21 protein-coding genes are annotated in these 23,502 nt (G+C 70.9%); 19 read left to right on the top strand and 2 right to left on the bottom strand.

Annotated elements, in window-relative coordinates; translation table 11 throughout:
- The first annotated feature begins 34 nt into the window (after window positions 1-34).
- From StrepF001_RS03725 to nusB, 3 genes are all read left to right on the top strand, one after another.
- On the top strand, window positions 35-1,147 hold the full coding sequence (locus tag StrepF001_RS03725) for an aminopeptidase P family protein (RefSeq protein WP_129796821.1): 1,113 nt from the start codon (window positions 35-37) through the stop codon (window positions 1,145-1,147).
- Window positions 1,148-1,209: 62 nt separating this feature from the next.
- A complete protein-coding gene (gene efp, locus StrepF001_RS03720) occupies window positions 1,210-1,776 on the top strand; it encodes an elongation factor P (RefSeq protein WP_129796820.1) in 567 nt (188 codons plus the stop codon).
- A gap of 2 nt (window positions 1,777-1,778) precedes the next feature.
- Entirely contained in the window at window positions 1,779-2,225 is a 447-nt protein-coding gene (gene nusB / locus StrepF001_RS03715; protein WP_129796819.1) for a transcription antitermination factor NusB, read from the top strand.
- 170 nt (window positions 2,226-2,395) lie between these two features.
- Here nusB and bldD read toward each other — a convergent pair whose 3' ends face one another.
- Window positions 2,396-2,896 carry a transcriptional regulator BldD gene (gene bldD / locus StrepF001_RS03710; protein ID WP_129796818.1) on the bottom strand — a complete coding sequence of 167 codons (501 nt, stop codon included), beginning with the start codon at window positions 2,894-2,896 and terminating at the stop codon, window positions 2,396-2,398.
- A 275-nt stretch (window positions 2,897-3,171) separates the two neighbouring features.
- Between bldD and pyrR the strand changes: the two genes are divergently transcribed.
- The 14 genes from pyrR (at window position 3,172) to StrepF001_RS03640 (ending at window position 19,794) form a co-directional block, all read left to right on the top strand.
- Window positions 3,172-3,744: a bifunctional pyr operon transcriptional regulator/uracil phosphoribosyltransferase PyrR gene (gene pyrR, locus StrepF001_RS03705; RefSeq protein WP_129796817.1), complete on the top strand. Its 573-nt coding sequence runs from the start codon at window positions 3,172-3,174 to the stop codon at window positions 3,742-3,744.
- Between the two features lie 91 nt (window positions 3,745-3,835).
- Window positions 3,836-4,813 (top strand): aspartate carbamoyltransferase catalytic subunit, encoded by a 978-nt coding sequence (locus StrepF001_RS03700; RefSeq protein WP_129796816.1) that lies wholly within the window; start codon window positions 3,836-3,838, stop codon window positions 4,811-4,813.
- Window positions 4,814-4,818: 5 nt separating this feature from the next.
- Complete coding sequence (locus StrepF001_RS03695) at window positions 4,819-6,105, top strand: dihydroorotase (protein ID WP_129796815.1); 1,287 nt, start codon at window positions 4,819-4,821, stop codon at window positions 6,103-6,105.
- On the top strand, window positions 6,102-6,671 hold the full coding sequence (locus StrepF001_RS03690) for a hypothetical protein (protein ID WP_129796814.1): 570 nt from the start codon (window positions 6,102-6,104) through the stop codon (window positions 6,669-6,671). Before StrepF001_RS03695 ends, StrepF001_RS03690 begins: the two co-directional genes overlap by 4 nt.
- The gene (gene carA / locus StrepF001_RS03685) at window positions 6,668-7,810 is read left to right on the top strand and encodes a glutamine-hydrolyzing carbamoyl-phosphate synthase small subunit (protein WP_129796813.1); all 1,143 of its coding nucleotides are present in this window, start codon (window positions 6,668-6,670) and stop codon (window positions 7,808-7,810) included. The genes StrepF001_RS03690 and carA overlap by 4 nt, the downstream gene beginning before the upstream one ends.
- Window positions 7,803-11,111, top strand: a complete 3,309-nt coding sequence (gene carB, locus StrepF001_RS03680; RefSeq protein WP_129796812.1) for a carbamoyl-phosphate synthase large subunit — start codon at window positions 7,803-7,805, stop codon at window positions 11,109-11,111. Before carA ends, carB begins: the two co-directional genes overlap by 8 nt.
- A 55-nt stretch (window positions 11,112-11,166) precedes the next feature.
- Window positions 11,167-12,273, top strand: a complete 1,107-nt coding sequence (locus tag StrepF001_RS03675) for a quinone-dependent dihydroorotate dehydrogenase (RefSeq protein ID WP_129796811.1) — start codon at window positions 11,167-11,169, stop codon at window positions 12,271-12,273.
- Window positions 12,270-13,115: an orotidine-5'-phosphate decarboxylase gene (gene pyrF / locus StrepF001_RS03670; protein ID WP_129796810.1), complete on the top strand. Its 846-nt coding sequence runs from the start codon at window positions 12,270-12,272 to the stop codon at window positions 13,113-13,115. Before StrepF001_RS03675 ends, pyrF begins: the two co-directional genes overlap by 4 nt.
- Window positions 13,116-13,371: 256 nt before the next feature.
- Window positions 13,372-13,695: an integration host factor gene (locus StrepF001_RS03665; protein WP_003977346.1), complete on the top strand. Its 324-nt coding sequence runs from the start codon at window positions 13,372-13,374 to the stop codon at window positions 13,693-13,695.
- A gap of 60 nt (window positions 13,696-13,755) precedes the next feature.
- Window positions 13,756-14,313: a guanylate kinase gene (gene gmk / locus StrepF001_RS03660; RefSeq protein ID WP_129796809.1), complete on the top strand. Its 558-nt coding sequence runs from the start codon at window positions 13,756-13,758 to the stop codon at window positions 14,311-14,313.
- 55 nt (window positions 14,314-14,368) lie between these two features.
- Entirely contained in the window at window positions 14,369-14,641 is a 273-nt protein-coding gene (gene rpoZ / locus StrepF001_RS03655; RefSeq protein WP_003988945.1) for a DNA-directed RNA polymerase subunit omega, read from the top strand.
- 149 nt (window positions 14,642-14,790) lie between these two features.
- Window positions 14,791-15,996 (top strand): bifunctional phosphopantothenoylcysteine decarboxylase/phosphopantothenate--cysteine ligase CoaBC, encoded by a 1,206-nt coding sequence (gene coaBC, locus StrepF001_RS03650; protein WP_129796808.1) that lies wholly within the window; start codon window positions 14,791-14,793, stop codon window positions 15,994-15,996.
- A gap of 239 nt (window positions 15,997-16,235) precedes the next feature.
- On the top strand, window positions 16,236-17,444 hold the full coding sequence (gene metK / locus StrepF001_RS03645; protein ID WP_129796807.1) for a methionine adenosyltransferase: 1,209 nt from the start codon (window positions 16,236-16,238) through the stop codon (window positions 17,442-17,444).
- A 190-nt stretch (window positions 17,445-17,634) separates the two neighbouring features.
- Entirely contained in the window at window positions 17,635-19,794 is a 2,160-nt protein-coding gene (locus StrepF001_RS03640; protein ID WP_129796806.1) for a primosomal protein N', read from the top strand.
- 146 nt (window positions 19,795-19,940) lie between these two features.
- Here the strand turns inward: StrepF001_RS03640 and StrepF001_RS03635 are convergent, their stop codons facing one another.
- Window positions 19,941-20,486, bottom strand: a complete 546-nt coding sequence (locus tag StrepF001_RS03635; RefSeq protein WP_129796805.1) for a hypothetical protein — start codon at window positions 20,484-20,486, stop codon at window positions 19,941-19,943.
- A 370-nt stretch (window positions 20,487-20,856) separates the two neighbouring features.
- Between StrepF001_RS03635 and fmt the strand changes: the two genes are divergently transcribed.
- Window positions 20,857-21,789: a methionyl-tRNA formyltransferase gene (gene fmt, locus StrepF001_RS03630; RefSeq protein ID WP_129796804.1), complete on the top strand. Its 933-nt coding sequence runs from the start codon at window positions 20,857-20,859 to the stop codon at window positions 21,787-21,789.
- Between the two features lie 68 nt (window positions 21,790-21,857).
- On the top strand, window positions 21,858-23,276 hold the full coding sequence (locus tag StrepF001_RS03625) for a transcription antitermination factor NusB (RefSeq protein WP_129796803.1): 1,419 nt from the start codon (window positions 21,858-21,860) through the stop codon (window positions 23,274-23,276).
- Window positions 23,277-23,502: the final 226 nt, after the last annotated feature.

The following is a 23,502-nucleotide window of genomic DNA, read 5'->3' as shown; positions in this document are numbered from 1 at the left end:
GGCGATCACCGCTCACCCCTCGTACGCTCGGCTCATGTCAGAGGTGTACGCGGCCCGCCGAACCCGGCTACGGGAGCGCTGCAACGCGGCCGGCAGCGCAGCGGCGCTGATCTCCCGTCCCGCCAACGTCCGCTACCTCGCCGGAGCGGCACCCCAGCGTGCTGCCCTGCTGATCGGCAAGCGCGAGGACCTGCTGGTCTGCACCGGCCCCCCGGACGAGAAACCGACGGAAGGCCGCCCCGACGAGGCCCTGCCCGTTCACACCCTGCCAGGCCCCGGCCCCGCCGGCGATCCCGCCGTCGCGGCCGCCGGCCTCGCCGCATCCCAGGGCGCCGACTCCCTCGCCGTCGAGGAACACCACCTCACCGTCGCCCGGCACCGTGCCATCCGCTCGGTCGCCCCCCGACTGCGCCTCGCCGATCTCGGCGGCGCGGTCGAGCAGCTCAGGGTCGTCAAGGACGAGGAGGAGATCTCCTGCCTGCGCATCGGTGCCGAAATCGCCGACCAGGCCCTCGGCGAGCTTCTGGAATCCATCCTCGTGGGCCGCACCGAACGCCACCTCGCCCTGGAACTGGAGCGCCGTCTCGTCGACCACGGCGCCGACGGCCCCGCCTTCCCGACCTCCGTCGCCACCGGCCCCAACTCCGGCCGTCGCGGTCACCGCCCCACCGACCGCCGCGTCGAGGAGGGCGATTTCCTCTCCGTATGCCTGGGCGCGACGTACCGCGGCTACCGCTGCGAGATCGGCCGTACCTTCGTCATCGGCACCTCGCCCGCCGATTGGCAGATCGAGCTGTACGACCTGGTCTTCGCAGCCCAGCGCGCCGGCCGGGAGATGCTGGCGCCCGGCTCCGCCTACCGCGATGTCGACCGTGCCGCACGCCAGGTGCTGGATTCCGCGGGGTACGCAGAAGGCCTCCCGCCCCTCACCGGCCATGGCGTCGGACTCGAAATCGACGAGGACCCTCAGCTGGCCCCCTCGGCCATGGGTAAACTGGACGCTTGCGTGCCGGTCACCGTCGAACCGGGGGTCCACCTCCCGGGCCGGGGCGGCGTCCGGATCGATGACACGCTCGTCGTACGCCCCGAGGCGGACGGCGGACCCGAGCTACTCACCATCACGACCAAGGAGCTGCTCGCGCTCTAGCGGCACACCACCGCGGCGCCTGCCCCGGGGTCGTCCACGTCAGTCCAGGAGATTCCGCAACCGTGGCTTCCACGAACGACCTCAAGAACGGCATGGTGCTCAAGCTCGAAGGCGGCCAGCTCTGGTCCGTCGTCGAGTTCCAGCACGTCAAGCCCGGCAAGGGCCCGGCCTTCGTGCGCACCAAGCTCAAGAACGTGCTCTCCGGCAAGGTCGTCGACAAGACCTTCAACGCCGGCGTCAAGGTCGAGACGGCCACCGTCGACAAGCGCGACATGCAGTTCTCGTACATGGACGGCGAGTACTTCGTCTTCATGGACATGGAGACCTACGACCAGCTCATGGTCGACCGGAAGGCCGTCGGCGACGCCGCGAACTTCCTGATCGAGGGCTTCATGGCCACCGTCGCGCAGCACGAGGGCGAGGTGCTCTTCGTCGAGCTCCCGGCCGCCGTCGAGCTGACCGTCCAGGAGACCGAGCCGGGCGTCCAGGGCGACCGCTCCACCGGCGGCACCAAGCCCGCCATCCTGGAGACCGGCCACCAGATCCAGGTCCCGCTCTTCATCACCACCGGTGAGAAGATCAAGGTCGACACCCGCAGCAGCGACTACCTCGGCCGGGTGACCAGCTAACCGTGGCTGCCCGCAACACGGCCCGCAAGCGTGCCTTTCAGATCCTCTTCGAGGGTGACCAGCGCGGCGCCGACGTCCTGACGGTCCTCGCGGACTGGATCCGGCTCTCCCGGACCGACACCCGGCAGCCGCCGGTGAGCGAGTACACGATGCAACTGGTCGAGGGCTACGCGCAGCGCGCGAAGCGGATCGACGAGCTCATCGCGCAGTACTCGGTCGGCTGGACGCTCGACCGGATGCCGGTCGTCGACCGCAACATCCTGCGCCTGGGCGCGTACGAGCTGATCTGGGTCGACGAGACCCCGGACGCCGTCGTGCTGGACGAGATGGTGCAGCTGGCGAAGGAGTTCTCGACGGACGAGTCGCCCTCGTTCGTCAACGGACTGCTCGGCCGGCTGAAGGACCTCAAGCCCTCGCTGCGTCGCACCGCCGAGGACGCCGGGGACTGAGTCACCTGAACGCCTCAGGGCCGCAGCTCGCGCGCTGCGGCCCTGAGGCGTTTTTCGTGTCCCTCGGGTGCTCAGAAGGCCCCCGAAGCGCTCAGAACGCCGCCGGGGTGGCCGGAACCATGAAGTTCCGGCCACCCCGGCGGCACGTTTCTGCTGAACCCGCGGAGCGCTCAGCCCTCCTCGTGGGACACCGCACGACGCGCGTCCGCATCCAGTACGCCCCAGCTGATCAGCTGCTCGGTGAGGACCGAGGGCGACTGGTCGTAGATGACGGCGAGTGTGCGCAGGTCGTCCTGGCGGATGGAGAGCACCTTGCCGTTGTAGTCGCCGCGCTGCGACTGGATCGTTGCCGCGTACCGCTGCAGGGGGCCCGCCTTCTCGGCCGGCACCGTGGCCAGCCGCTCCAGGTCCAGGACCAGCTTCGGCGGCGGCTCGGCGGCGCCGCCGGGGGTGGTGCCCGGAAGGAGTTCCTGCACGGGTACGCCGTAGAAGTCCGCCAGCTCGGCAAGGCGCTGCACGGTGACGGCGCGGTCGCCGCGCTCGTACGAACCGACCACGACCGCCTTCCAGCGGCCCTGGGACTTCTCCTCGACACCGTGGAGGGAAAGGCCCTGCTGGGTGCGGATGGCCCGGAGCTTGGCCCCGAGCTGTTTGGCGTATTCGCTGGACATATAGCTCCCCGGACACTGTGTCGACGCGGCCGGCTGTTTTCCATGCCGCGCGGCTGGTAACTCACTGTGAGGTTACGCAGCGTTACTCTTCTGCGTCAAGCCGAATGGTCCGCAGCGACTCTTCCGTGGTATCGGCGGTCGACTGCGCCGAGCGGGTGAACCTCGGCGGTCAGGGGGGTGACCAGGCCGGTCGTCCCGGCCTGCTACCGTGGATGGCGCAATCCCGACGTCCTTTAAGGTCCGTCCCGTGAGGCGGAGAAGGAGGTCCGTTTCGTATGGACACGCAAGCATCCGATGCGCGGCCCGTGCTCGAGGGGCCCGACATCGCGCGGGTACTGACCCGCATCGCCCACGAGATCGTCGAGCGCGCCAAGGGCGCCGACGACGTGGTGCTCCTCGGCATTCCGACCCGAGGCGTCTTCCTCGCCCAGCGGCTCGCCGCCAAGCTCGAACAGATCGCCGAGCGCAAAGTCCCGTGCGGTTCGCTGGACATCACGATGTACCGCGACGACCTGCGCATGCACCCGCCGCGTGCGCTGGCCCGCACCGACATTCCCGGTGACGGCATCGACGGCAAGCTCGTCGTCCTGGTCGACGACGTCCTCTTCTCCGGTCGCACCATCCGCGCCGCCCTCGACGCCCTGAACGACATCGGGCGCCCGCGTGCCGTGCAGCTCGCGGTCCTGGTCGACCGTGGCCACCGTGAACTGCCCATCCGCGCCGACTACGTCGGCAAGAACCTCCCCACGTCGCTGCGGGAGACGGTCAAGGTCCAGCTCGCCGAGGAGGACGGTCGCGACACCGTGCTGCTCGGTGTGAAGCAGACCGCCCAGGGCGCGCAGCACTAGCAAGCGGGGGCGTACGCCCACCGTCCTACGCCGCCGCGTACTCCTGCCCGCCCGAAATCTCCCGAATGAACTGCCTTACGGAGCCTGAAAGATGCAGCGCCATCTCATCTCGGCCGCCGACCTCACCCGCGACGACGCCGTCCTGATCCTCGACACCGCCGAGGAGATGTCCCGGGTCGCCGACCGGCCGATCAAGAAGCTGCCGACCCTGCGCGGCCGCACCGTGGTGAACCTCTTCTTCGAGGACTCCACCCGGACCCGGATCTCCTTCGAGGCCGCCGAGAAGCGGCTGTCCGCGGACGTCATCAACTTCTCCGCCAAGGGGTCGAGCGTGTCCAAGGGCGAGTCCCTCAAGGACACCGCCCAGACCCTGGAAGCCATGGGCGTCGACGCCGTCGTCATTCGGCACGGCGCCTCCGGAGCCCCGTACCGGCTGGCCAATTCCGGCTGGATCGACGCCGCTGTCATCAACGCCGGCGACGGCACCCACCAGCACCCCACCCAGGCCCTGCTCGACGCCTTCACCATGCGCCGCCGGCTCGTCGGCCGGGACGCCGGGCTCGGTCAGGACCTCGCCGGCCGCCGCGTCACCATCGTCGGCGACGTCCTGCACAGCCGGGTCGCCCGCTCCAACGTCGACCTGCTGCACACCCTCGGCGCCGAGGTCACCCTCGTCGCCCCGCCGACCCTGTTGCCGGTCGGCGTCGCTTCCTGGCCCTGCGAGGTCTCCTACGACCTCGACGCCGCGCTGCCCAAGTCCGACGCGGTGATGATGCTGCGCGTGCAGCGCGAGCGCATGCACGCCGCGTACTTCCCGACCGAGCGGGAGTACTCGCGGCGCTACGGCCTCGACGGCGACCGCATGGCGCGGATGCCCGAGCACGCCATCGTGATGCACCCCGGACCGATGGTCCGCGGCATGGAGATCACCGCCGAGGTCGCCGACTCCGGGCGCTGCACCGCCATCGAGCAGGTCGCCAACGGAGTCTCCATCCGGATGGCCGTTCTGTACCTGCTGCTCGGCGGCAACGAGCCCGCCGTCACCAACACCCGTACCGAGGAGAAGTGAGAAAGATGAGCAAGATCCTGATCCGCGGTGCGAAGGTGCTCGGTGGCGAGCCGCAGGACGTCCTGATCGACGGCGACACCATCGCCGAGGTGGGTACCGGTCTGAGCGCCGACGGCGCAGAGGTCGTCGAGGCCGACGGCAAGGTGCTGCTCCCCGGCCTCGTCGACCTGCACACCCATCTGCGCGAGCCCGGCCGCGAGGACTCCGAGACCGTGCTGACGGGTACGCGGGCGGCTGCGAGTGGCGGTTACACCGCTGTGTTCGCCATGGCCAACACCTTCCCGGTGGCCGACACGGCCGGTGTCGTCGAGCAGGTCTGGCGGCTCGGACAGCAGCACGGCTACTGCGACGTCCAGCCGATCGGGGCCGTCACCGTCGGCCTGGAGGGCAGCAAGCTCGCCGAGCTGGGCGCCATGCACGAGTCCGCGGCCGGTGTCACCGTCTTCTCCGACGACGGCAAGTGTGTGCACGACGCCGTGATCATGCGCCGGGCGCTGGAGTACGTGAAGGCCTTCGGCGGCGTCGTCGCCCAGCACGCGCAGGAGCCGCGGCTGACCGAGGGCGCCGAGATGAACGAGGGCGTGGTCTCCGCGGAGCTGGGGCTGGGCGGATGGCCGGCCGTCGCCGAGGAGTCGATCATCGCCCGCGACGTGCTGCTCGCGGACCACGTCGGCTCGCGCGTCCACATCTGCCACCTGTCGACGGCAGGCTCGGTCGAGATCGTCCGCTGGGCCAAGTCCCGCGGCATCGACGTGACCGCCGAGGTCACCCCGCACCACCTGCTCCTCACCGACGAGCTGGTCCGGACGTACAACCCGGTCTACAAGGTGAACCCGCCGCTGCGCACCGAGCGCGACGTGCTGGCGCTGCGCGAGGCGCTCGCCGACGGCACGATCGACATCGTCGCCACCGACCACGCCCCGCACCCGCACGAGGACAAGGACTGCGAGTGGGCCGCCGCCGCCATGGGGATGGTCGGCCTGGAGACCGCATTGTCAGTGGTCCAGGAGACGATGGTCGACACCGGGCTGCTCAACTGGGCCGGCGTCGCGGACCGCATGTCCTTCACGCCGGCGCGGATCGGGCAGGCCACGGGCCACGGACGTCCCGTCTCGGCAGGTGAGCCCGCCAACCTCACCCTCGTCGACACGGCATACCGTGGGTTGGTGGACCCCGCGGGCTTCGCCTCGCGCAGCCGCAACACCCCCTACGAGGGGCGTGAGCTGCCGGGCCGTGTCACGCACACGTGGCTCCGGGGCAAGGCCACGCTCGTCGACGGGAAGCTCACGTGACACCTGTAATCCTGCTGGCCGCCGAGAAGGAATCGGCGGAAGTGACCGACTGGGCCGCCCGCCTCGGCTGGGTGGTGGGCCTCGCCCTGTTCGTCGCGCTGGTCTACTGGCTGATGCGCGAGGGCTGGAAGTGGCGCGGCACCCTCCAGGGCGACCTGCCGGAGCTCCCCACCGCGCCGGACGACCCCGGCCAGGCGAAACTGAGCCTCAGCGGCCGCTACCACGGCTCCACCACCGCCGGTCAGTGGCTGGACCGCATCGTGGCGCACGGCCTGGGCACCCGCAGCCGGGTCGAGCTCACGCTGACCGACGCGGGACTGGACGTCGTACGCCCCGGGGCCACCGACTTCTTCGTCCCCGTGGCGGCCCTGCGCGAAGCGCGGCTCGACAAGGGCATCGCCGGCAAGGTCCTCACCGAGGGCGGTCTGCTGGTGGTGACCTGGGCGCACGGCGACCGGCTGATCGACTCCGGCTTCCGCTCCGACCACGCGGCCGAGCACAACGAATGGGTCGACGTCATTAACTCCATGATCAAAGCAACCACCACGGAAGGCGCCGAACGATGACGACCTCCACCAGGGGAACCGCGAAGGTTCCTGCCGTACTCGTCCTGGAGGACGGCCGGATCTTCCGCGGCCGTGCCTACGGGGCCGTGGGGGTGACCTTCGGCGAGGCCGTGTTCTCCACCGGCATGACCGGCTACCAGGAGACGCTGACCGATCCGTCGTACCACCGTCAGGTCGTCGTGATGACCGCCCCGCACGTCGGCAACACCGGTGTCAACGACGAGGACCCGGAGTCGAAGCGGATCTGGGTCTCCGGTTATGTCGTACGGGACCCCGCGCGCGTACCGTCCAACTGGCGCTCCCGGCGGTCGCTGGACGAGGAGCTGCGGGCCCAGGGTGTCGTCGGCATCTCCGGCATCGACACGCGCGCGTTGACCCGGCACCTGCGTGAGCGCGGCGCCATGCGCGTCGGCATCTTCTCCGGCAACGCGCTGCCCGACGAGGGCACCATGCTCGCCGAGGTGCGCCAGGCCCCCGAGATGAAGGGCGCGAACCTCTCCGCCGAGGTCGCCACCACCGAGCCGTACGTCGTCCCGGCCGTCGGGGAGAAGCGATTCACCGTCGCCGCCGTCGACCTCGGCATCAAGGGCATGACCCCGCACCGCATGGCCGAGCGCGGCATCGAGGTGCACGTGCTGCCCGCCACGGCGACCGCCGACGACGTGTACGCCGTGAACCCGGACGGTGTGTTCTTCTCCAACGGGCCGGGCGACCCGGCCACCGCCGACCACCCGGTCTCCGTGATGCAGGCGGTCCTGGAGCGCGGAACCCCGCTGTTCGGCATCTGCTTCGGCAACCAGATTCTGGGTCGCGCGCTCGGCTTCGGCACCTACAAGCTGAAGTACGGCCACCGCGGCATCAACCAGCCGGTGCAGGACCGGACGACCGGCAAGGTCGAGGTCACCGCGCACAACCACGGCTTCGCCGTCGACGCCCCGCTCGACAAGGTGTCCGACACCCCCTACGGCCGCGCCGAGGTCTCCCACGTCTGCCTCAACGACAACGTGGTGGAAGGTCTCCAGCTCCTCGACCGCCCGGCCTTCAGCGTCCAGTACCACCCCGAAGCGGCAGCCGGCCCGCACGACGCCGCCTATCTGTTCGACCGCTTCGTTTCCCTGATGGAGGGCCAGCGTGCCTAAGCGCACCGATATCCAGTCCGTCCTGGTCATCGGCTCCGGCCCGATCGTCATCGGCCAGGCCGCCGAGTTCGACTACTCCGGCACCCAGGCGTGCCGCGTCCTGAAGTCCGAGGGCCTCAGGGTCATCCTCGTCAACTCCAACCCGGCGACGATCATGACCGACCCGGAGATCGCCGACGCGACGTACGTCGAGCCGATCACCCCGGAGTTCGTCGAGAAGATCATCGCCAAGGAGCGGCCGGACGCCCTGCTGCCGACGCTGGGCGGTCAGACGGCGCTGAACACCGCCATCTCGCTGCACGAGAACGGAACCCTGGAGAAGTACGGCGTCGAGCTGATCGGCGCCAACGTCGAGGCGATCCACAAGGGTGAGGACCGCGATCAGTTCAAGCTGGTCGTCGACGCCGTGCACCGCAAGATCGGCCATGGTGAGAGCGCCCGGTCCGTGATCTGCCACTCGATGGACGACGTTCTGGGGGGTGTCGAGCAGCTCGGCGGCTACCCGGTCGTCGTCCGCCCGTCCTTCACCATGGGCGGCGCCGGCTCCGGCTTCGCGCACGACGAGGAGGAACTGCGCCGCATCGCCGGTCAGGGCCTCACGCTCTCGCCCACCACCGAGGTGCTCCTGGAGGAGTCCATCCTCGGCTGGAAGGAGTACGAGCTGGAGCTGATGCGCGACAAGCACGACAACGTCGTGGTCGTCTGCTCCATCGAGAACTTCGACCCGATGGGCGTGCACACCGGCGACTCGATCACCGTCGCGCCGGCGATGACGCTGACCGACCGCGAGTACCAGATCCTGCGGGACATCGGCATCGCCGTCATCCGCGAGGTCGGTGTCGACACCGGCGGCTGCAACATCCAGTTCGCGGTGAACCCGGACGACGGCCGTGTCATCGTCATCGAGATGAACCCGCGCGTGTCGCGGTCGTCGGCGCTCGCCTCCAAGGCGACCGGTTTTCCGATCGCCAAGATCGCCGCGAAGCTGGCCGTGGGGTACACCCTCGACGAGATTCCGAACGACATCACGCAGGAGACCCCGGCCTCCTTCGAGCCGACCCTCGACTACGTGGTCGTCAAGGCGCCCCGCTTCGCCTTCGAGAAGTTCCCGCAGGCCGACTCCACGCTGACCACCACCATGAAGTCGGTCGGCGAGGCCATGGCCATCGGCCGCAACTTCACCGAGGCGTTCCAGAAGGCGCTGCGCTCGCTGGAGAAGAAGGGCAGCCAGTTCACGTTCGTGGGCGAGCCCGGGGACAAGGACGAGCTCCTGCGTGCGGCCGTACGGCCCACCGACGGCCGGATCAACGCGGTCATGCAGGCCATCCGCGCGGGCGCCACGCCCGAGGAGGTCTTCGAGGCCACGAAGATCGACCCGTGGTTCGTCGACCAGCTCTTCCTCATCAAGGAGATCGCCGACGAGATCGCCGAGGCCCCCGAGCTGACCCCCGACCTGCTGGCCGAGGCCAAGCGGCACGGCTTCTCCGACCAGCAGATCGGCGAGATCCGCGGCCTGCGCGAGGACGTCGTGCGCGAGGTGCGGCACGCGCTCGGTATCCGGCCGGTGTACAAGACGGTCGACACCTGCGCCGCCGAGTTCGCCGCCAAGACGCCGTACTTCTACTCCTCGTACGACGAGGAGACCGAGGTGGCTTCTCGCGAGAAGCCGGCCGTCATCATCCTGGGCTCGGGTCCCAACCGGATCGGCCAGGGCATCGAGTTCGACTACTCCTGCGTCCACGCCTCCTTCGCGCTGTCCGACGCCGGGTACGAGACCGTGATGGTCAACTGCAACCCGGAGACGGTCTCGACGGACTACGACACCTCCGACCGCCTGTACTTCGAGCCGCTGACGCTGGAAGACGTCCTGGAGATCGTCCACGCCGAGGCGCAGGCCGGCCCGATCGCCGGAGTCGTGGTCCAGCTCGGAGGTCAGACGCCGCTGGGTCTGGCACAGGCGCTGAAGGACAACGGCGTGCCGATCGTCGGTACGCCCCCCGAGGCCATCCATGCCGCCGAGGACCGCGGCGCCTTCGGCCAGGTGCTCAAGGAGGCCGGCCTCCCGGCCCCGAAGCACGGCACGGCCACCACCTTCGCCGAGGCCAAGGCCATCGCCGACGAGATCGGCTACCCGGTCCTGGTTCGGCCGTCGTACGTCCTCGGCGGGCGCGGCATGGAGATCGTGTACGACGAGGCGCGGCTGGAGTCGTACATCGCCGAGTCGACCGAGATCAGCCCCTCCCGGCCGGTCCTGGTCGACCGGTTCCTCGACGACGCGATCGAGATCGACGTCGACGCCCTCTACGACGGCGAGGAGCTCTACCTCGGCGGCGTCATGGAGCACATCGAGGAGGCCGGCATCCACTCCGGCGACTCGGCGTGCGCGCTGCCGCCGATCACGCTGGGCGGCTTCGACATCAAGCGCCTGCGGGCCTCCACGGAGGCCATCGCGCGCGGTGTCGGCGTGCGCGGCCTGATCAACATCCAGTTCGCGCTGGCGGGCGACATCCTCTACGTGCTGGAGGCCAACCCCCGCGCGTCCCGTACGGTCCCCTTCACCTCGAAGGCGACCGCCGTGCCGCTGGCGAAGGCTGCCGCCCGGATCTCACTGGGCGCGACCATCGCCCAGCTGCGGGCAGAGGGACTCCTCCCGGCGAACAGCGACGGCGGCGAGCTCCCGCTCGATGCGCCGATCTCCGTCAAGGAGGCCGTGATGCCGTGGTCGCGCTTCCGCGACATCCACGGACGCGGCGTCGACACCGTCCTCGGCCCGGAGATGCGGTCCACCGGTGAGGTCATGGGCATCGACTCCGTCTTCGGCACGGCGTACGCCAAGTCGCAGGCCGGCGCCTACGGCCCGCTGCCCACCAAGGGCCGCGCCTTCATCTCGGTCGCCAACCGCGACAAGCGGTCGATGATCTTCCCGGCGCGTGAACTGGTCGCCCACGGCTTCGAGTTGCTCGCCACGTCCGGCACGGCCGAGGTCCTCAAGCGCAATGGCATCCACGCCACCATCGTGCGCAAGCAGTCCGAGGGCACCGGCCCGAACGGCGAGCGGACCATCGTCCAGCTCATCCACGACGGCGAGGTCGACCTCATCGTCAACACCCCGTACGGCACCGGCGGCCGCCTCGACGGCTACGACATCCGTACGGCAGCCGTGGCGCGTTCAGTGCCGTGCCTGACGACGGTTCAGGCGCTCGCCGCCGCCGTCCAGGGCATCGATGCCCTCAACCACGGTGATGTGGGCGTCCGTTCGCTCCAGGAACACGCGGAACTCCTGACCGCGGCCCGCGACTAGCAGCCCGAGGGGGACACCGGAAACGGTGTCCCCCTCTTCGTGAGGACACTGAGTGATGTACAAGTTGTTCTTCCGTCTGGTCTTCCGACGGATGGATCCCGAGCAGGCTCACCACCTTGCCTTCCGGTGGATCCGCCTCGCCGTCCGCATCCCCGTGCTGCGGACCTTCGCCGCGGCCGTGCTGGCGCCCCGCTACAAGGAGCTGCGCACGGAAGCCCTCGGCCTGCGCATGCACGGCCCCTTCGGGCTCGCGGCCGGGTTCGACAAGAACGCCGTCGCGATCGACGGCATGGCGATGCTCGGCTTCGACCATGTCGAGATCGGCACGGTGACAGGGGAGTCGCAGCCCGGCAACCCCAGGAAGCGGCTGTTCCGGCTGGTGCCGGACCGCGCCCTGATCAACCGCATGGGCTTCAACAACGACGGCTCCCTGACCGTCGCCGCCCGCCTCGCCTCGCGTACGCCCGTTTTCAAGACGGTCGTGGGCGTCAACATCGGCAAGACCAAGGTCGTTCCGGAGGCCGAGGCCGTCGGAGACTACGTGAAGTCCGCCGAGCGACTCGCGCCCTACGCCGACTATCTGGTCGTGAACGTCTCCTCGCCGAACACGCCGGGGCTGCGCAACCTCCAGGCAGTGGACCACTTGCGCCCGCTGCTCAGCGCGGTCCGCGAGGCCGCCGACCGCCGCGTGACCGACCGCCGCGTTCCGTTGCTGGTGAAGATCGCGCCCGACCTGGCGGATGAGGACATCGACGCCGTCGCCGACCTCGCCGTCGAGCTCGGCCTCGACGGGATCATCGCCACGAACACCACCATCGCGCGCGACGAACTCGGTTTGAAATCCGAACCATCCCTGGTCAAGGAGGTCGGCGGCCTCTCCGGCGCCCCCCTGAAGGCCCGCTCCCTTCAAGTGCTGCGCCGTCTGTACGCACGCGTGGGCGACCGCATCACGCTCGTCGGCGTGGGCGGCATCGAGAGCGCCGAGGACGCCTGGCAGCGCATTCTGGCCGGCGCGACGCTGGTGCAGGGATACAGCGCCTTCATCTACGTGGGCCCGTTCTGGGCCCGCGCGATCCACAAGGGCCTCGCCGCCCGCCTCCGTACGAGCCCGTACGCCACCCTCGCCGACGCGGTCGGCGCCGACGTAAGGAAGACGGGATGACTCCTCTCGAACCCTTCGGAGCCCGGCTGCGCCGCGCCATGGACGAGCGGGGTCCGCTGTGCGTCGGCATCGACCCGCACGCGTCCCTGCTCGCCGAGTGGGGCCTCAATGACGACATCGCCGGCCTGGAGCGGTTCAGCCGCACGGTCGTCGAGGCCATGGCCGACCGGGTCGCCGTCCTCAAGCCGCAGAGCGCGTTCTTCGAGCGCTTCGGATCGCGCGGCGTGGCCGTCCTGGAGAAGGCGGTCGAGGAGGCGCGGGCGGCCGGTGCGCTGGTCGTCATGGACGCCAAGCGCGGCGACATCGGCTCCACCATGGCCGCGTACGCCGAGTCCTTCCTGCACAAGGACGCCCCGCTGTTCTCGGACGCGCTGACCGTCTCTCCGTACCTCGGCTACGGGTCGCTCGAGCCGGCCGTCGAGCTGGCACGCGAGAGCGGTACCGGGCTGTTCGTGCTGGCGCTGACCTCCAACCCCGAGGGCGGCGAGGTCCAGCACGCCGTCCGCGCCGACGGCCGCACGGTCGGCGCGACGATGCTGGCCCACCTGGCTGCCGAGAACGCAGGGGAGGAGCCCCTGGGCTCCTTCGGCGCGGTCGTCGGCGCCACCCTGGGCGACCTCTCGTCGTACGACCTCGACATCAACGGTCCGCTGCTCGCCCCGGGCATCGGGGCTCAGGGCGCCACTCCGGCCGATCTTCCCCGGGTCTTCGGGGCCGCGGTGCGCAACGTCGTGCCCAACGTCAGCCGGGGTGTGCTGCGGCACGGACCCGACGTCGGGGCGTTGCGTGCAGCCGCGGACCGCTTCGCGGAGGAGATCCGGGCCGCGGTGACGGCGGCCTGAGCCCTCCGACCGGCGTCTCCGAGCCGGTCTGAGGCTGGATACATCCTCAAATCCAGGGCAGTATGTCTGAAATATCCTGTCCTGACAGAGGCTGACCAGGACTTTTCCGCTGTTCTCGCTGACTCTGGCGGACTTGACCGCTAGTCTCCGACGAGAGTGAACGGGCAAGCGTGTTGCTCGTGGCTCCCCAGGTGTGGGGCGACTAGGTTCCTCACCGGTCCGTATCCGACAGTTCGACATCCGAGGTGACGTAGGCGTGGCTCTTCCGCCCCTTACCCCCGAACAGCGCGCAGCCGCGCTCGAAAAGGCCGCCGCGGCTCGCCGGGAGCGGGCCGAGGTCAAGAATCGACTCAAGCACTCCGGCGCCTCCCTTCACGAGGTCATCAAGCAGGGCCAGGAGAACGACGTCATCGGCAAGATGAAGGTCTCCGCCCTGCTCGAGTCCCTGCCGGGCGTGGGCAAGGTCCGCGCCAAGCAGATCATGGAGCGACTCGGTATCTCCGAGAGCCGCCGCGTGCGCGGTCTCGGTTCCAACCAGATCGCCTCCCTCGAGCGTGAGTTCGGCAGCACCGGTTCCTGACTTCCTCCGGGACACCGGGACTGGTCCCGGGCACTCCCGGATTGCTGGAATAATCGCTGCATGAGCGAACGTCCGCGGCTGACCGTGCTCTCCGGACCCTCCGGGGTCGGCAAGAGCACGGTCGTCGCCCATCTGCGCAAGGAACACCCCGAGGTCTGGCTCTCGGTCTCGGCGACGACCCGCAAGCCCCGCCCCGGCGAACGGCATGGAGTCCACTACTTCTTCGTCACCGACGAGGAGATGGACAAGCTGATCGCCAACGGCGAGCTGCTGGAGTGGGCCGAGTTCGCCGGCAACCGCTACGGCACGCCGCGTGCGGCCGTACTGGAGCGGCTGGAGGCGGGCGAGCCCGTCCTGCTGGAGATCGACCTCCAGGGCGCCCGTCAGGTTCGTGAGTCCATGCCCGAGGCCCAGCTGGTGTTCCTGGCCCCGCCCTCCTGGGAGGAGCTGGTGCGCAGACTGACCGGCCGGGGCACCGAGCCGCCCGAGGTGATCGAGCGCCGGCTTCGGGCCGCGAAGGTCGAGCTGGCGGCCGAGCCGGAGTTCGACGTGACCCTGGTCAACACCTCCGTCGAGGACGTGGCGCGCGAGCTGCTAGCCTTGATGGACGTCGTGTGATCGTGACTGACTGATCACCCTGACTGATTCTTTCCCATCCATCGGAAGGTAGAGCGTGTCCTCTTCCATCTCCGCGCCCGAGGGCATCATCAACCCGCCGATCGACGAGCTCCTCGAGGCCACCGACTCGAAGTACAGCCTCGTGATCTACGCGGCCAAGCGGGCCCGCCAGATCAACGCGTACTACTCGCAGCTCGGCGAGGGCCTCCTCGAGTACGTCGGTCCGCTCGTCGACACCCACGTCCACGAGAAGCCGCTCTCGATCGCCCTGCGCGAGATCAACGCGGGGCTGCTGACCTCCGAGGCCGTCGAGGGCCCGGCGCAGTAGTATTTTCTGCTCGCAGCAGTCTTATCCACAGGCCCGGCAGCGCGACTGCCGGGCCTGTGGTCTGCTCGGGGGTGCGGGGTCGTCCCCCGTGATGATGCAGGGTGGAGTCGTACGGGAGTCGTACGTTGCCGAGTCCGGGGAGAGAGACGGTGGACAAGCCGAAGGTCGTTCTGGGGGTCAGCGGCGGCATCGCCGCGTACAAGGCCTGTGAGCTGCTGCGCAGACTCACGGAGTCCGGTCATGACGTCCGTGTCGTTCCCACCGCCTCCGCCCTGCACTTCGTCGGCGCCGCGACCTGGTCCGCCCTGTCCGGCAACCCCGTCTCGACGGAAGTCTGGGACGACGTCCACGAGGTGCCGCATGTGCGCATCGGCCAGCAGGCCGACCTGGTGGTCGTCGCCCCGGCCACGGCCGACACGCTCGCCAGGGCCGCCCACGGCCTCGCCGACGACCTCCTGACGAACACCCTGCTCACCGCCCGCTGCCCGGTCGTCTTCGCCCCCGCCATGCACACGGAGATGTGGGAGCACCCGGCCACCCAGGAGAACGTGGCGACGCTGCGCCGCCGCGGCGCGGTCGTCATCGAGCCCGCCGTCGGGCGGCTCACCGGCGTCGACACCGGCAAGGGCCGGCTGCCCGACCCGGGCGAGATCTTCGAGGTCTGCCGCCGCGTCCTGGCCCGGGGTGTCACCGAGCCGGACCTGAAGGGCCGCCATGTCGTCGTCAGTGCCGGCGGCACCCGCGAGCCCCTCGACCCGGTCCGCTTCCTCGGCAACCGCTCCTCCGGCAAGCAGGGCTACGCCCTCGCCCGTACGGCCGCTGCCCGCGGAGCCCGGGTCACCCTGGTCGCGGCGAACACCACCGGCCTGCCCGACCCGGCCGGCGTGGACGTCGTCCCGGTCGGAACGGCCGTACAACTGCGTGAGGCGGTGCTGAAGGCGGCCGCGGACGCCGACGCGGTCGTGATGGCCGCGGCGGTCGCCGACTTCCGCCCGGCGACGTACGCCGCCGGGAAGATCAAGAAGAAGGACGGGCAGGACCCGGACCCCATCGTGCTGGCGCGGAATCCGGACATCCTGGCCGAGATCTCGGCCGACCGCGCCCGACCGGGACAGGTGATCGTCGGGTTCGCCGCCGAGACCGACGACGTCCTCGCCAACGGTCGCAGAAAGCTGGAGCGCAAGGGCTGCGATCTCCTCGTGGTGAACGAGGTGGGGGAGCGCAAGACCTTCGGCTCCGAGGAGAACGAGGCCGTGGTGCTGGGCGCCGACGGCACCGAGATCCCCGTACCGTACGGCCCGAAGGAGGCGCTGGCCGAAACGGTGTGGGACCTGGTGTCCGAACGACTGCGCTGAATGCTTCATGCGCTCCACCGCGCTCCGCACCCGTGCACATTTGAGGCGTGGCGACCCTGGCCAACGCAGCCGGACTTTGGGCAGAATGCCCGTGCCGCAGGTCACAGCGCTCCCGAGAGGCGAGACGGTGGCCATGCGGCGGAGCGCGACCGATAAACTGTTCTCGGACGACGCCGGGCGCAGCCTCCGTCCCGTCCGCCAATGATCAGCCAGCAGCCGCTGCAACCCCAGGGAGCGTTGTGTCCCGTCGCCTGTTCACCTCGGAGTCCGTGACCGAGGGTCACCCCGACAAGATCGCTGACCAGATCAGCGACACCATTCTCGACGCGCTTCTGCGCGAGGACCCGTCATCCCGGGTCGCGGTCGAGACCCTGATCACGACCGGTCTGGTGCACGTGGCCGGCGAGGTCACCACCAAGGCCTACGCGCCGATCCCGCAGCTGGTCCGGGACAAGATCCTCGAGATCGGCTACGACTCTTCGAAGAAGGGCTTCGACGGCGCTTCCTGTGGTGTCTCGGTGTCGATCGGCGCGCAGTCCCCGGACATCGCGCAGGGTGTGGACACGGCGTACGAGTCCCGGGTCGAGGGCGACGACGACGAGCTCGACAAGCAGGGCGCCGGTGACCAGGGCCTGATGTTCGGTTACGCCTCCGACGAGACGCCGACGCTGATGCCGCTGCCGATCTTCCTGGCGCACCGTCTGTCGAAGCGCCTGTCCGACGTGCGCAAGAACGGCACGATCCCCTACCTGCGCCCGGACGGCAAGACGCAGGTCACCATCGAATACGACGGCGACAAGGCCGTCCGCCTGGACACGGTGGTCGTCTCCTCGCAGCACGCCAGCGACATCGACCTGGAGTCCCTCCTGGCGCCCGACATCCGCGAGTTCGTCGTCGAGCCGGAGCTGAAGGCGCTCCTGGACGACGGCATCAAGCTCGACACCGAGGGCTACCGCCTGCTGGTGAACCCGACCGGCCGTTTCGAGATCGGCGGCCCGATGGGCGACGCCGGCCTGACCGGCCGCAAGATCATCATTGACACCTACGGCGGCATGGCCCGCCACGGCGGCGGTGCTTTCTCCGGCAAGGACCCGTCCAAGGTGGACCGCTCGGCGGCGTACGCGATGCGCTGGGTCGCCAAGAACGTGGTCGCCGCGGGCCTGGCCTCCCGTTGCGAGGTCCAGGTGGCCTACGCGATCGGCAAGGCCGAGCCGGTCGGTCTGTTCGTCGAGACCTTCGGCACCGCCAAGATCGACCACGAGAAGATCGAGAAGGCGATCGACGAGGTCTTCGACCTCCGCCCGGCCGCGATCATCCGCGATCTCGACCTGCTCCGCCCGATCTACGCCCAGACCGCGGCGTACGGCCACTTCGGTCGTGAGCTCCCCGACTTCACATGGGAGCGCACGGACCGCGTGGAGGCGCTGCGGGCGGCTGCGGGACTGTAGGTCCCGCTTCGCTCTGCGAGCCCCGCGTCGGCTTTACGAGGCCCGGTTCCCCCTGGGAGCCGGGCCTCGGCGTGTGCGGCATGCGCGAAAACGGCTGACAGGAAGGTGGAAGCGCTGCCGGGCGTGAGTCCGTGGCCGAGGCGACCTCGGGCGGGCGCCGGTGTCAGTGGCGTTTGGTAAGAATGCAAGCGTGAACAGCGAGAACGGGCAGGGGGACGGCGGCGGGGCCGAAGGCGCGCCGGCGGAACAGCTCGCGTTCATCCGGGACAGCGTGCGGAAGGCCAAGGCGCCCCGGGCCAAGCCGCGGACGTGGCGGGGGGCCGCGCTGGCCAAGGAGTTGCCCGTCGCACGCGTGCTCGTGGACAAGGGCGTGCTCCACCTCGACCGGTACTTCGACTACGCCGTGCCCGAGGAGTTGGATGCCGAGGCGCAGCCCGGGGTGCGGGTGCGGGTGCGGTTCGGGGCCGGGCGGCATCGGGTGCGGGAAGGGCGTCGTGAGGGCGGCGGGCTCATCGACGGGTTCCTCGTCGAGCGGAGGGCCGAGTCCGACTACACCGGGCCGCTCGCCGCGCTCGCCCAGGTCGTCTCGCCGGAGCCGGTGCTGAGCGAGGAGCTGCTGGGCCTGGCCCGGGCCGTGGCCGACCGCTATGCGGGGAGCCTTGCCGACGTCCTGCAGCTCGCTGTGCCGCCGCGCAGCGCGCGGGCCGAGCAGCGGTCGTCGCCGGAGCCGCTGCCGCCGCCCGGGGTGCCCGACGCGGGGTCCTGGGCGCGCTATGAGCGCGGTGCGGCCTTCCTGGAGGCGCTGGCTTCCGGGGGCGCACCGCGTGCCGTGTGGAACGCCCTGCCTGGCCCCCAGTGGAGCGAGGAACTGGCCCGCGCGGTCGCCGCAACGCTGGCCTCGGGGCGCGGTGCGCTGGTCGTCGTACCGGACGGGCGCTCCGCCGCGCGGGTCGACGCCGCGCTGACCGCCCTGCTGGGAGAGGGGCGGCATGCGCTGCTGACCGCCGACGCCGGGCCGGAGAAGCGGTACCGGGAGTGGCTCGCCGTGCGGCGGGGATCCGTACGGGCCGTGGTCGGGACGCGGGCCGCGATGTTCGCGCCGGTCCGGGATCTCGGGCTGGTCGCCATCTGGGACGACGGCGACGACAGCCACAGCGAACAGCACGCACCGCAGCCGCATGCCAGGGAAGTGCTGCTGCTCCGCGCTGCACAGGACAAGTGCGCGTTCCTGCTGGGGAGTTGGAGCTGCACGGTGGAGGCCGCACAGCTCGTGGAGAGCGGGTGGGCGCGGCCGCTCGTCGCGTTGCGGGAGCAGGTGCGGAAGGCCGCTCCGCTCGTACGGACCGTGGGGGACCAGGACCTGGCCCGGGACGAGGCCGCCCGGGCCGCCCGGTTGCCGACCCTCGCCTGGCAGGTGGTCCGGGACGGGCTGCGGGCCGGGCCGGTGCTCGTGCAGGTGCCCCGGCGGGGATATGTGCCGCGGATGGCGTGCGCGCAGTGCCGGGCGCCCGCGCGGTGCCGGCACTGCGCCGGGCCGTTGGAGGCGCGGGATGCCGGGGCGCTGTGGTGCGGGTGGTGCGGGCGTGCGGAAGACTCCTGGCACTGCCCGGAATGCGGGTCGTTCCGGTTGCGGGCCCAGGTCGTGGGGGCGCGACGTACCGCCGAGGAACTGGGGCGGGCGTTTCCGGCCGTGCCGGTGCGGACCTCCGGGCGCGAGCAGGTGCTGGACACGGTGCCGGGGGCGCCCGCACTGGTGGTGAGTACGCCCGGCGCCGAGCCGGTCGCCGAGGGCGGGTACGCCGCCGCGCTGCTGCTCGACGGCTGGGCCATGCTCGGGCGGCCCGATCTGCGCGCCGGTGAGGACGCGTTGCAGCGGTGGATCGCAGCCGCCGCGCTCGTACGGCCGCATGGTGACGGGGGGACCGTGGTCGTCGTCGCCGAGCCGACGCTTCGGCCGGTGCAGGCCCTGGTGCGGTGGGACCCGGTCGGGCATGCGGTACGGGAGCTCGCCGAGCGGGCCGAGCTGGGGTTTCCGCCGGTGTCGCGGATGGCGGCGGTGTCCGGGCCGGCGGAGGCGGTCGCGGATTTCCTGGGGGCCGTCGAACTGCCGCCGGAGGCAGAGGTGTTGGGGCCAGTACCGCTGCCGGTGGCCCCCACCGCAGCGGCGGGGCGGCCGCGGCGGCCGGGGACGCCGCCTGCCGGAGAACAGTGGGAGCGGGCGTTGATCCGGGTGCCGCCGGGGAAGGGCGCCGCGCTGGCGGCCGCCCTGAAGGCGGCTCAGGCGGCGCGGATGGCGCGGGGAGCCGGGCAGGCGGTGCGGGTGCGGATCGATCCGCCCGACATCGGGTGAGGCGCGTTCGCGTGTGGTGTGGGCGGCGGTCCGTGCCTGCCCCGGCGAGCGGCGGGTACGGCTGCTGCGGTGGCGTCGGGCATACGGCTGCCCTCCCGGACACGGCCGGGAGGGCGGGTGAGGCAGCCGTGGTGCGGCAGTGGGCGTCAGCCGTTGCGCGGGCCCGGGAGGGCCGTCGGCTGCCTGGCCTCGTCGCACAGTGCCTTGCTGCCCGCCGTCGGCTGGGTCGGCATGGAGCGGGCCGCGGGGACCGTCGGCACGGTGGGGATTCCGGTGTTGACATTGACCGTGCGGGTGCCCGACGGCTCCGTGCTCCGCTCGGCCTCGGCTGCCGCCTGTGCAGTGGCGCGGCGAGAGCCGTAACGACGGTGGACCGCCTGCTTGGTGACACCGAGTGCGGAACCCACCGCGTCCCACGAGAAGCCCAGTGAGCGGTCGAAGTCGACCGCGGCCGTCACCAGGGTCTCGACACTGTCCCGCAGTTCCTGGGCGAGCCGGACCGTCGGGGCGGGGGCGCGTCCGTAGACGACGAAGCCCGTGGAGGGGCCGGAGCGGCGCGGGCGGTAGACGTTGCCCAGCTGGGCGGTGAGCGTGCGCAGCGCGTCCACCTGCCGGCGGACCCGCTCGATGTCCCGCACCAGCAAGTGCAGGCTGGCCCGAGCCTGGGCGTCGTGGGTTGCGTGGTCGGCCATGAACAAGCCTCTCGAACCGGCGTTGAGGAGAAAGGATCGGGCCGCGATGGTCGCGCGGCCCGTTGTGGTCAACTCTTTCTTGACCAACGCGGATTCGCTCCACGGGTCACGCAGAGGGGGCGTATGGGCATATGCGTGCGCCTGTCCGTGCCGGGTGTGCGCGGGCGGCTCGGCCTTCGGCCGGGATTCGTTTTTCTCCCACCCGCGCACCCACCCGTTTCCAGTCGGGCAAGAGGTGGGCCTCGCCTGTGGAGGTTGATCGACGGTGGCGGCTTTCCCGGCTCGTTGGGGGCTTTCCGGGGGCGTAGTGGCTCATAGACTTGTGTGTCGCCCGTTGCCGAACCCCCAGCCGAGAGGCCCGTGTCCGCCCATGAAGCTTGTCTTCGCCGGTACCCCCGAGGTCGCTGTTCCCGCTCTGGACGCCCTGCTTGCCTCCGGGCGGCACGAGGTGGCCGCCGTTGTCACGCGGCCGGATGCGCCGGCCGGGCGGGGGCGCAGGCTGGTCGCGAGCCCCGTCGCCGAGCGGGCCGAGGAGGCCGGGATCGAGGTGCTGAAGCCGGTGAAGCCGCGGGACCCGGAGTTCCTGGACCGCCTGCGGGAGATCGGGCCGGACTGCTGTCCCGTCGTCGCCTACGGGGCGCTGCTGCCCCGCGTCGCCCTCGACATCCCCGCCCACGGCTGGGTCAACCTGCACTTCTCGCTGCTGCCCGCCTGGCGAGGGGCCGCGCCTGTGCAGCACGCCATCATGGCGGGCGACGAGATCACGGGGGCGTCCACGTTCCTCATCGAGGAAGGGCTCGACTCCGGCCCCGTCTACGGGACCGTGACCGAAACGGTCCGGCCCACCGACACCAGCGGCGACCTGCTGACACGGCTCGCCTTCGCCGGCGCCGGGCTGCTCGCCGCAACCATGGACGGCATCGAGGACGGCACGCTGAAGGCCGTACCGCAGCCCGCCGACGGCGTCACCGTCGCACCGAAGATCACCGTCGAGGACGCCCGGGTCGACTGGTCCGCGCCCGCGCTGCGGGTCGACCGGGTGGTGCGGGGCTGCACCCCCGCGCCGGGCGCCTGGACCACCTTCCGGGGCGAGCGGCTCAAGCTCGTCCAGGTCGCGCTCGTGCCCGACCGGACGGATCTCGCCCCCGGTCAGCCGGCGGTCGGCAAGCACAGCGTCCACGTCGGCACCGGCTCGTACGCCGTCGAGCTGCTGTGGGTGCAGGCTCAGGGCAAGAAGCCGATGCGGGCGGCGGACTGGGCGCGCGGAGTGCGTATCGCGGAGGGGGAGACGCTCGGGGCCTGACGGCCCGGCGGGAGCCCTTCGACGTACGCTGGGTGCACACCGTACACAGAAATCCGGAGCACCTTTTCGTGAGCGACACCTCCCGTCGGCCCCGCAAACCCGGCAAGCCCTACCGTCGGCCCAAGAAGGACCCCGTGCGCATCCTCGCCTTCGAGGCGCTCAGGGCGGTCGACGAGCGGGACGCGTACGCCAACCTGGTGCTGCCGCCGCTGCTGCGCAAGGCGCGCGAGAGCGAGGACTTCGACGGGCGGGACGCCGCCCTCGCCACCGAGCTGGTGTACGGGACGCTGCGCCGGCAGGGGACGTACGACGCCGTCATCGCGGAGTGCGTCGACCGGCCGTTGAGGGACGTCGATCCGCCCGTGCTCGATGTGCTGAGCCTCGGTGTGCACCAGCTGCTGGGGACGCGCATCCCGTCCCACGCGGCCGTCTCCGCCACCGTCGAGCTCGCCCGGGTCGTGCTCGGCGACGGGCGGGCCAAGTTCGTCAACGCGGTGCTGCGCAAGGTCGCCCAGCACGACCTCGACGGATGGCTGGAGCGGATTGCGCCGCCCTACGACGAGGATCCCGAGGACCATCTCGCCGTCGTGCACTCGCACCCGCGCTGGATCGTCTCCGCGCTGTGGGACGCGCTCGGCGGCGGGCGGGCCGGCATCGAGGAGCTGCTGGCGGCCGACAACGAGCGGCCGGAGGTGACGCTGGTCGCCCGGCCGGGGCGGGCCACGACCGATGAGCTGCTGCGTGAGGACGCCGCCGTGCCGGGGCGCTGGTCGCCGTACGCCGTGCGGCTCACCGAGGGCGGCGAGCCCGGTGCCGTCGACGCCGTGCGGGACGGGCGTGCGGGCGTGCAGGACGAGGGCAGCCAGCTCGTGGCGCTGGCCCTGGCCAACGCGCCGGTCGACGGGCCCGACGAGCGGTGGCTGGACGGGTGTGCCGGCCCCGGTGGCAAGGCCGCGCTGCTCGCCGCCCTCGCCGCCGAGCGGGGTGCCTCGCTGCTGGCCGCCGAGAAGCAGCCGCATCGGGCCGGGCTGGTCGCCAAGGCCCTGCACGGCAATCCCGGGCCCTACCAGGTGATCGCCGCCGACGGGACCCGGCCGCCGTGGCTGCCGGGCACCTTCGATCGCGTGCTGATGGATGTGCCGTGCACCGGCCTGGGCGCCCTGCGGCGGCGGCCCGAGGCGCGCTGGCGGCGCCGGCCCGAGGACCTCGACGGTTTCGCGCCGCTCCAGCGCGGGCTGCTGCGCACCGCCCTGGAGTCCCTGCGCGTCGGCGGCGTCGTCGGCTACGCGACCTGCTCGCCGCACCTCGCAGAAACCCGGGCCGTGGTCGTCGACGTGCTCAAGCAGTTCCCCGAGGCGGAACTCGTCGACGCCCGTCCACTGCTGCCGGACGTACCGAACCTCGGCGACGGCCCCGACGTGCAGCTGTGGCCCCATCTGCACGGGACGGACGCGATGTACCTGGCGCTGATCCGGAGGACCGGCTGAATCTCGCCCCCGTGTAGGTCACATGGTGAGGTTCCCCGCAAGGCGCACAGCGGTCTGCTCCAGCAGCCGGCGGGTGCCCGCCGCGGTCTCGGCCAGCTCACCGACCAGGACCGCTTTCGGCAGCACCCCCGACGTGGATGAGGCCCTGCGGCGGGCCAGCAGGTCATTGCGGCAGCCGAGGAAGCAGAGCGCGCTGACGCTGTTTGGCCGTGGCCTGCACCGCCTG

Source organism: Streptomyces sp. F001 (genome assembly GCF_004187715.1).
Classification (GTDB): Bacteria; Actinomycetota; Actinomycetes; order Streptomycetales; family Streptomycetaceae; genus Streptomyces; species Streptomyces flavusporus.
Note: the sequence above shows the minus strand (reverse complement) of the source record. Positions and strands in the feature narration are given on the sequence as shown.

Coding starts and splice junctions, on each gene's coding strand:
- StrepF001_RS03725 (WP_129796821.1), top strand. CDS start 35: ATGTCAGAGGTGTACGCGGCCCGCCGAACCCGGCTACGGGAGCGCTGC.
- bldD (WP_129796818.1), bottom strand. CDS start 2,896: ATGTCCAGCGAATACGCCAAACAGCTCGGGGCCAAGCTCCGGGCCATC.
- pyrR (WP_129796817.1), top strand. CDS start 3,172: ATGGACACGCAAGCATCCGATGCGCGGCCCGTGCTCGAGGGGCCCGAC.
- StrepF001_RS03700 (WP_129796816.1), top strand. CDS start 3,836: ATGCAGCGCCATCTCATCTCGGCCGCCGACCTCACCCGCGACGACGCC.
- StrepF001_RS03695 (WP_129796815.1), top strand. CDS start 4,819: ATGAGCAAGATCCTGATCCGCGGTGCGAAGGTGCTCGGTGGCGAGCCG.
- carA (WP_129796813.1), top strand. CDS start 6,668: ATGACGACCTCCACCAGGGGAACCGCGAAGGTTCCTGCCGTACTCGTC.
- StrepF001_RS03675 (WP_129796811.1), top strand. CDS start 11,167: ATGTACAAGTTGTTCTTCCGTCTGGTCTTCCGACGGATGGATCCCGAG.
- pyrF (WP_129796810.1), top strand. CDS start 12,270: ATGACTCCTCTCGAACCCTTCGGAGCCCGGCTGCGCCGCGCCATGGAC.
- gmk (WP_129796809.1), top strand. CDS start 13,756: ATGAGCGAACGTCCGCGGCTGACCGTGCTCTCCGGACCCTCCGGGGTC.
- StrepF001_RS03635 (WP_129796805.1), bottom strand. CDS start 20,486: ATGGCCGACCACGCAACCCACGACGCCCAGGCTCGGGCCAGCCTGCAC.
- fmt (WP_129796804.1), top strand. CDS start 20,857: ATGAAGCTTGTCTTCGCCGGTACCCCCGAGGTCGCTGTTCCCGCTCTG.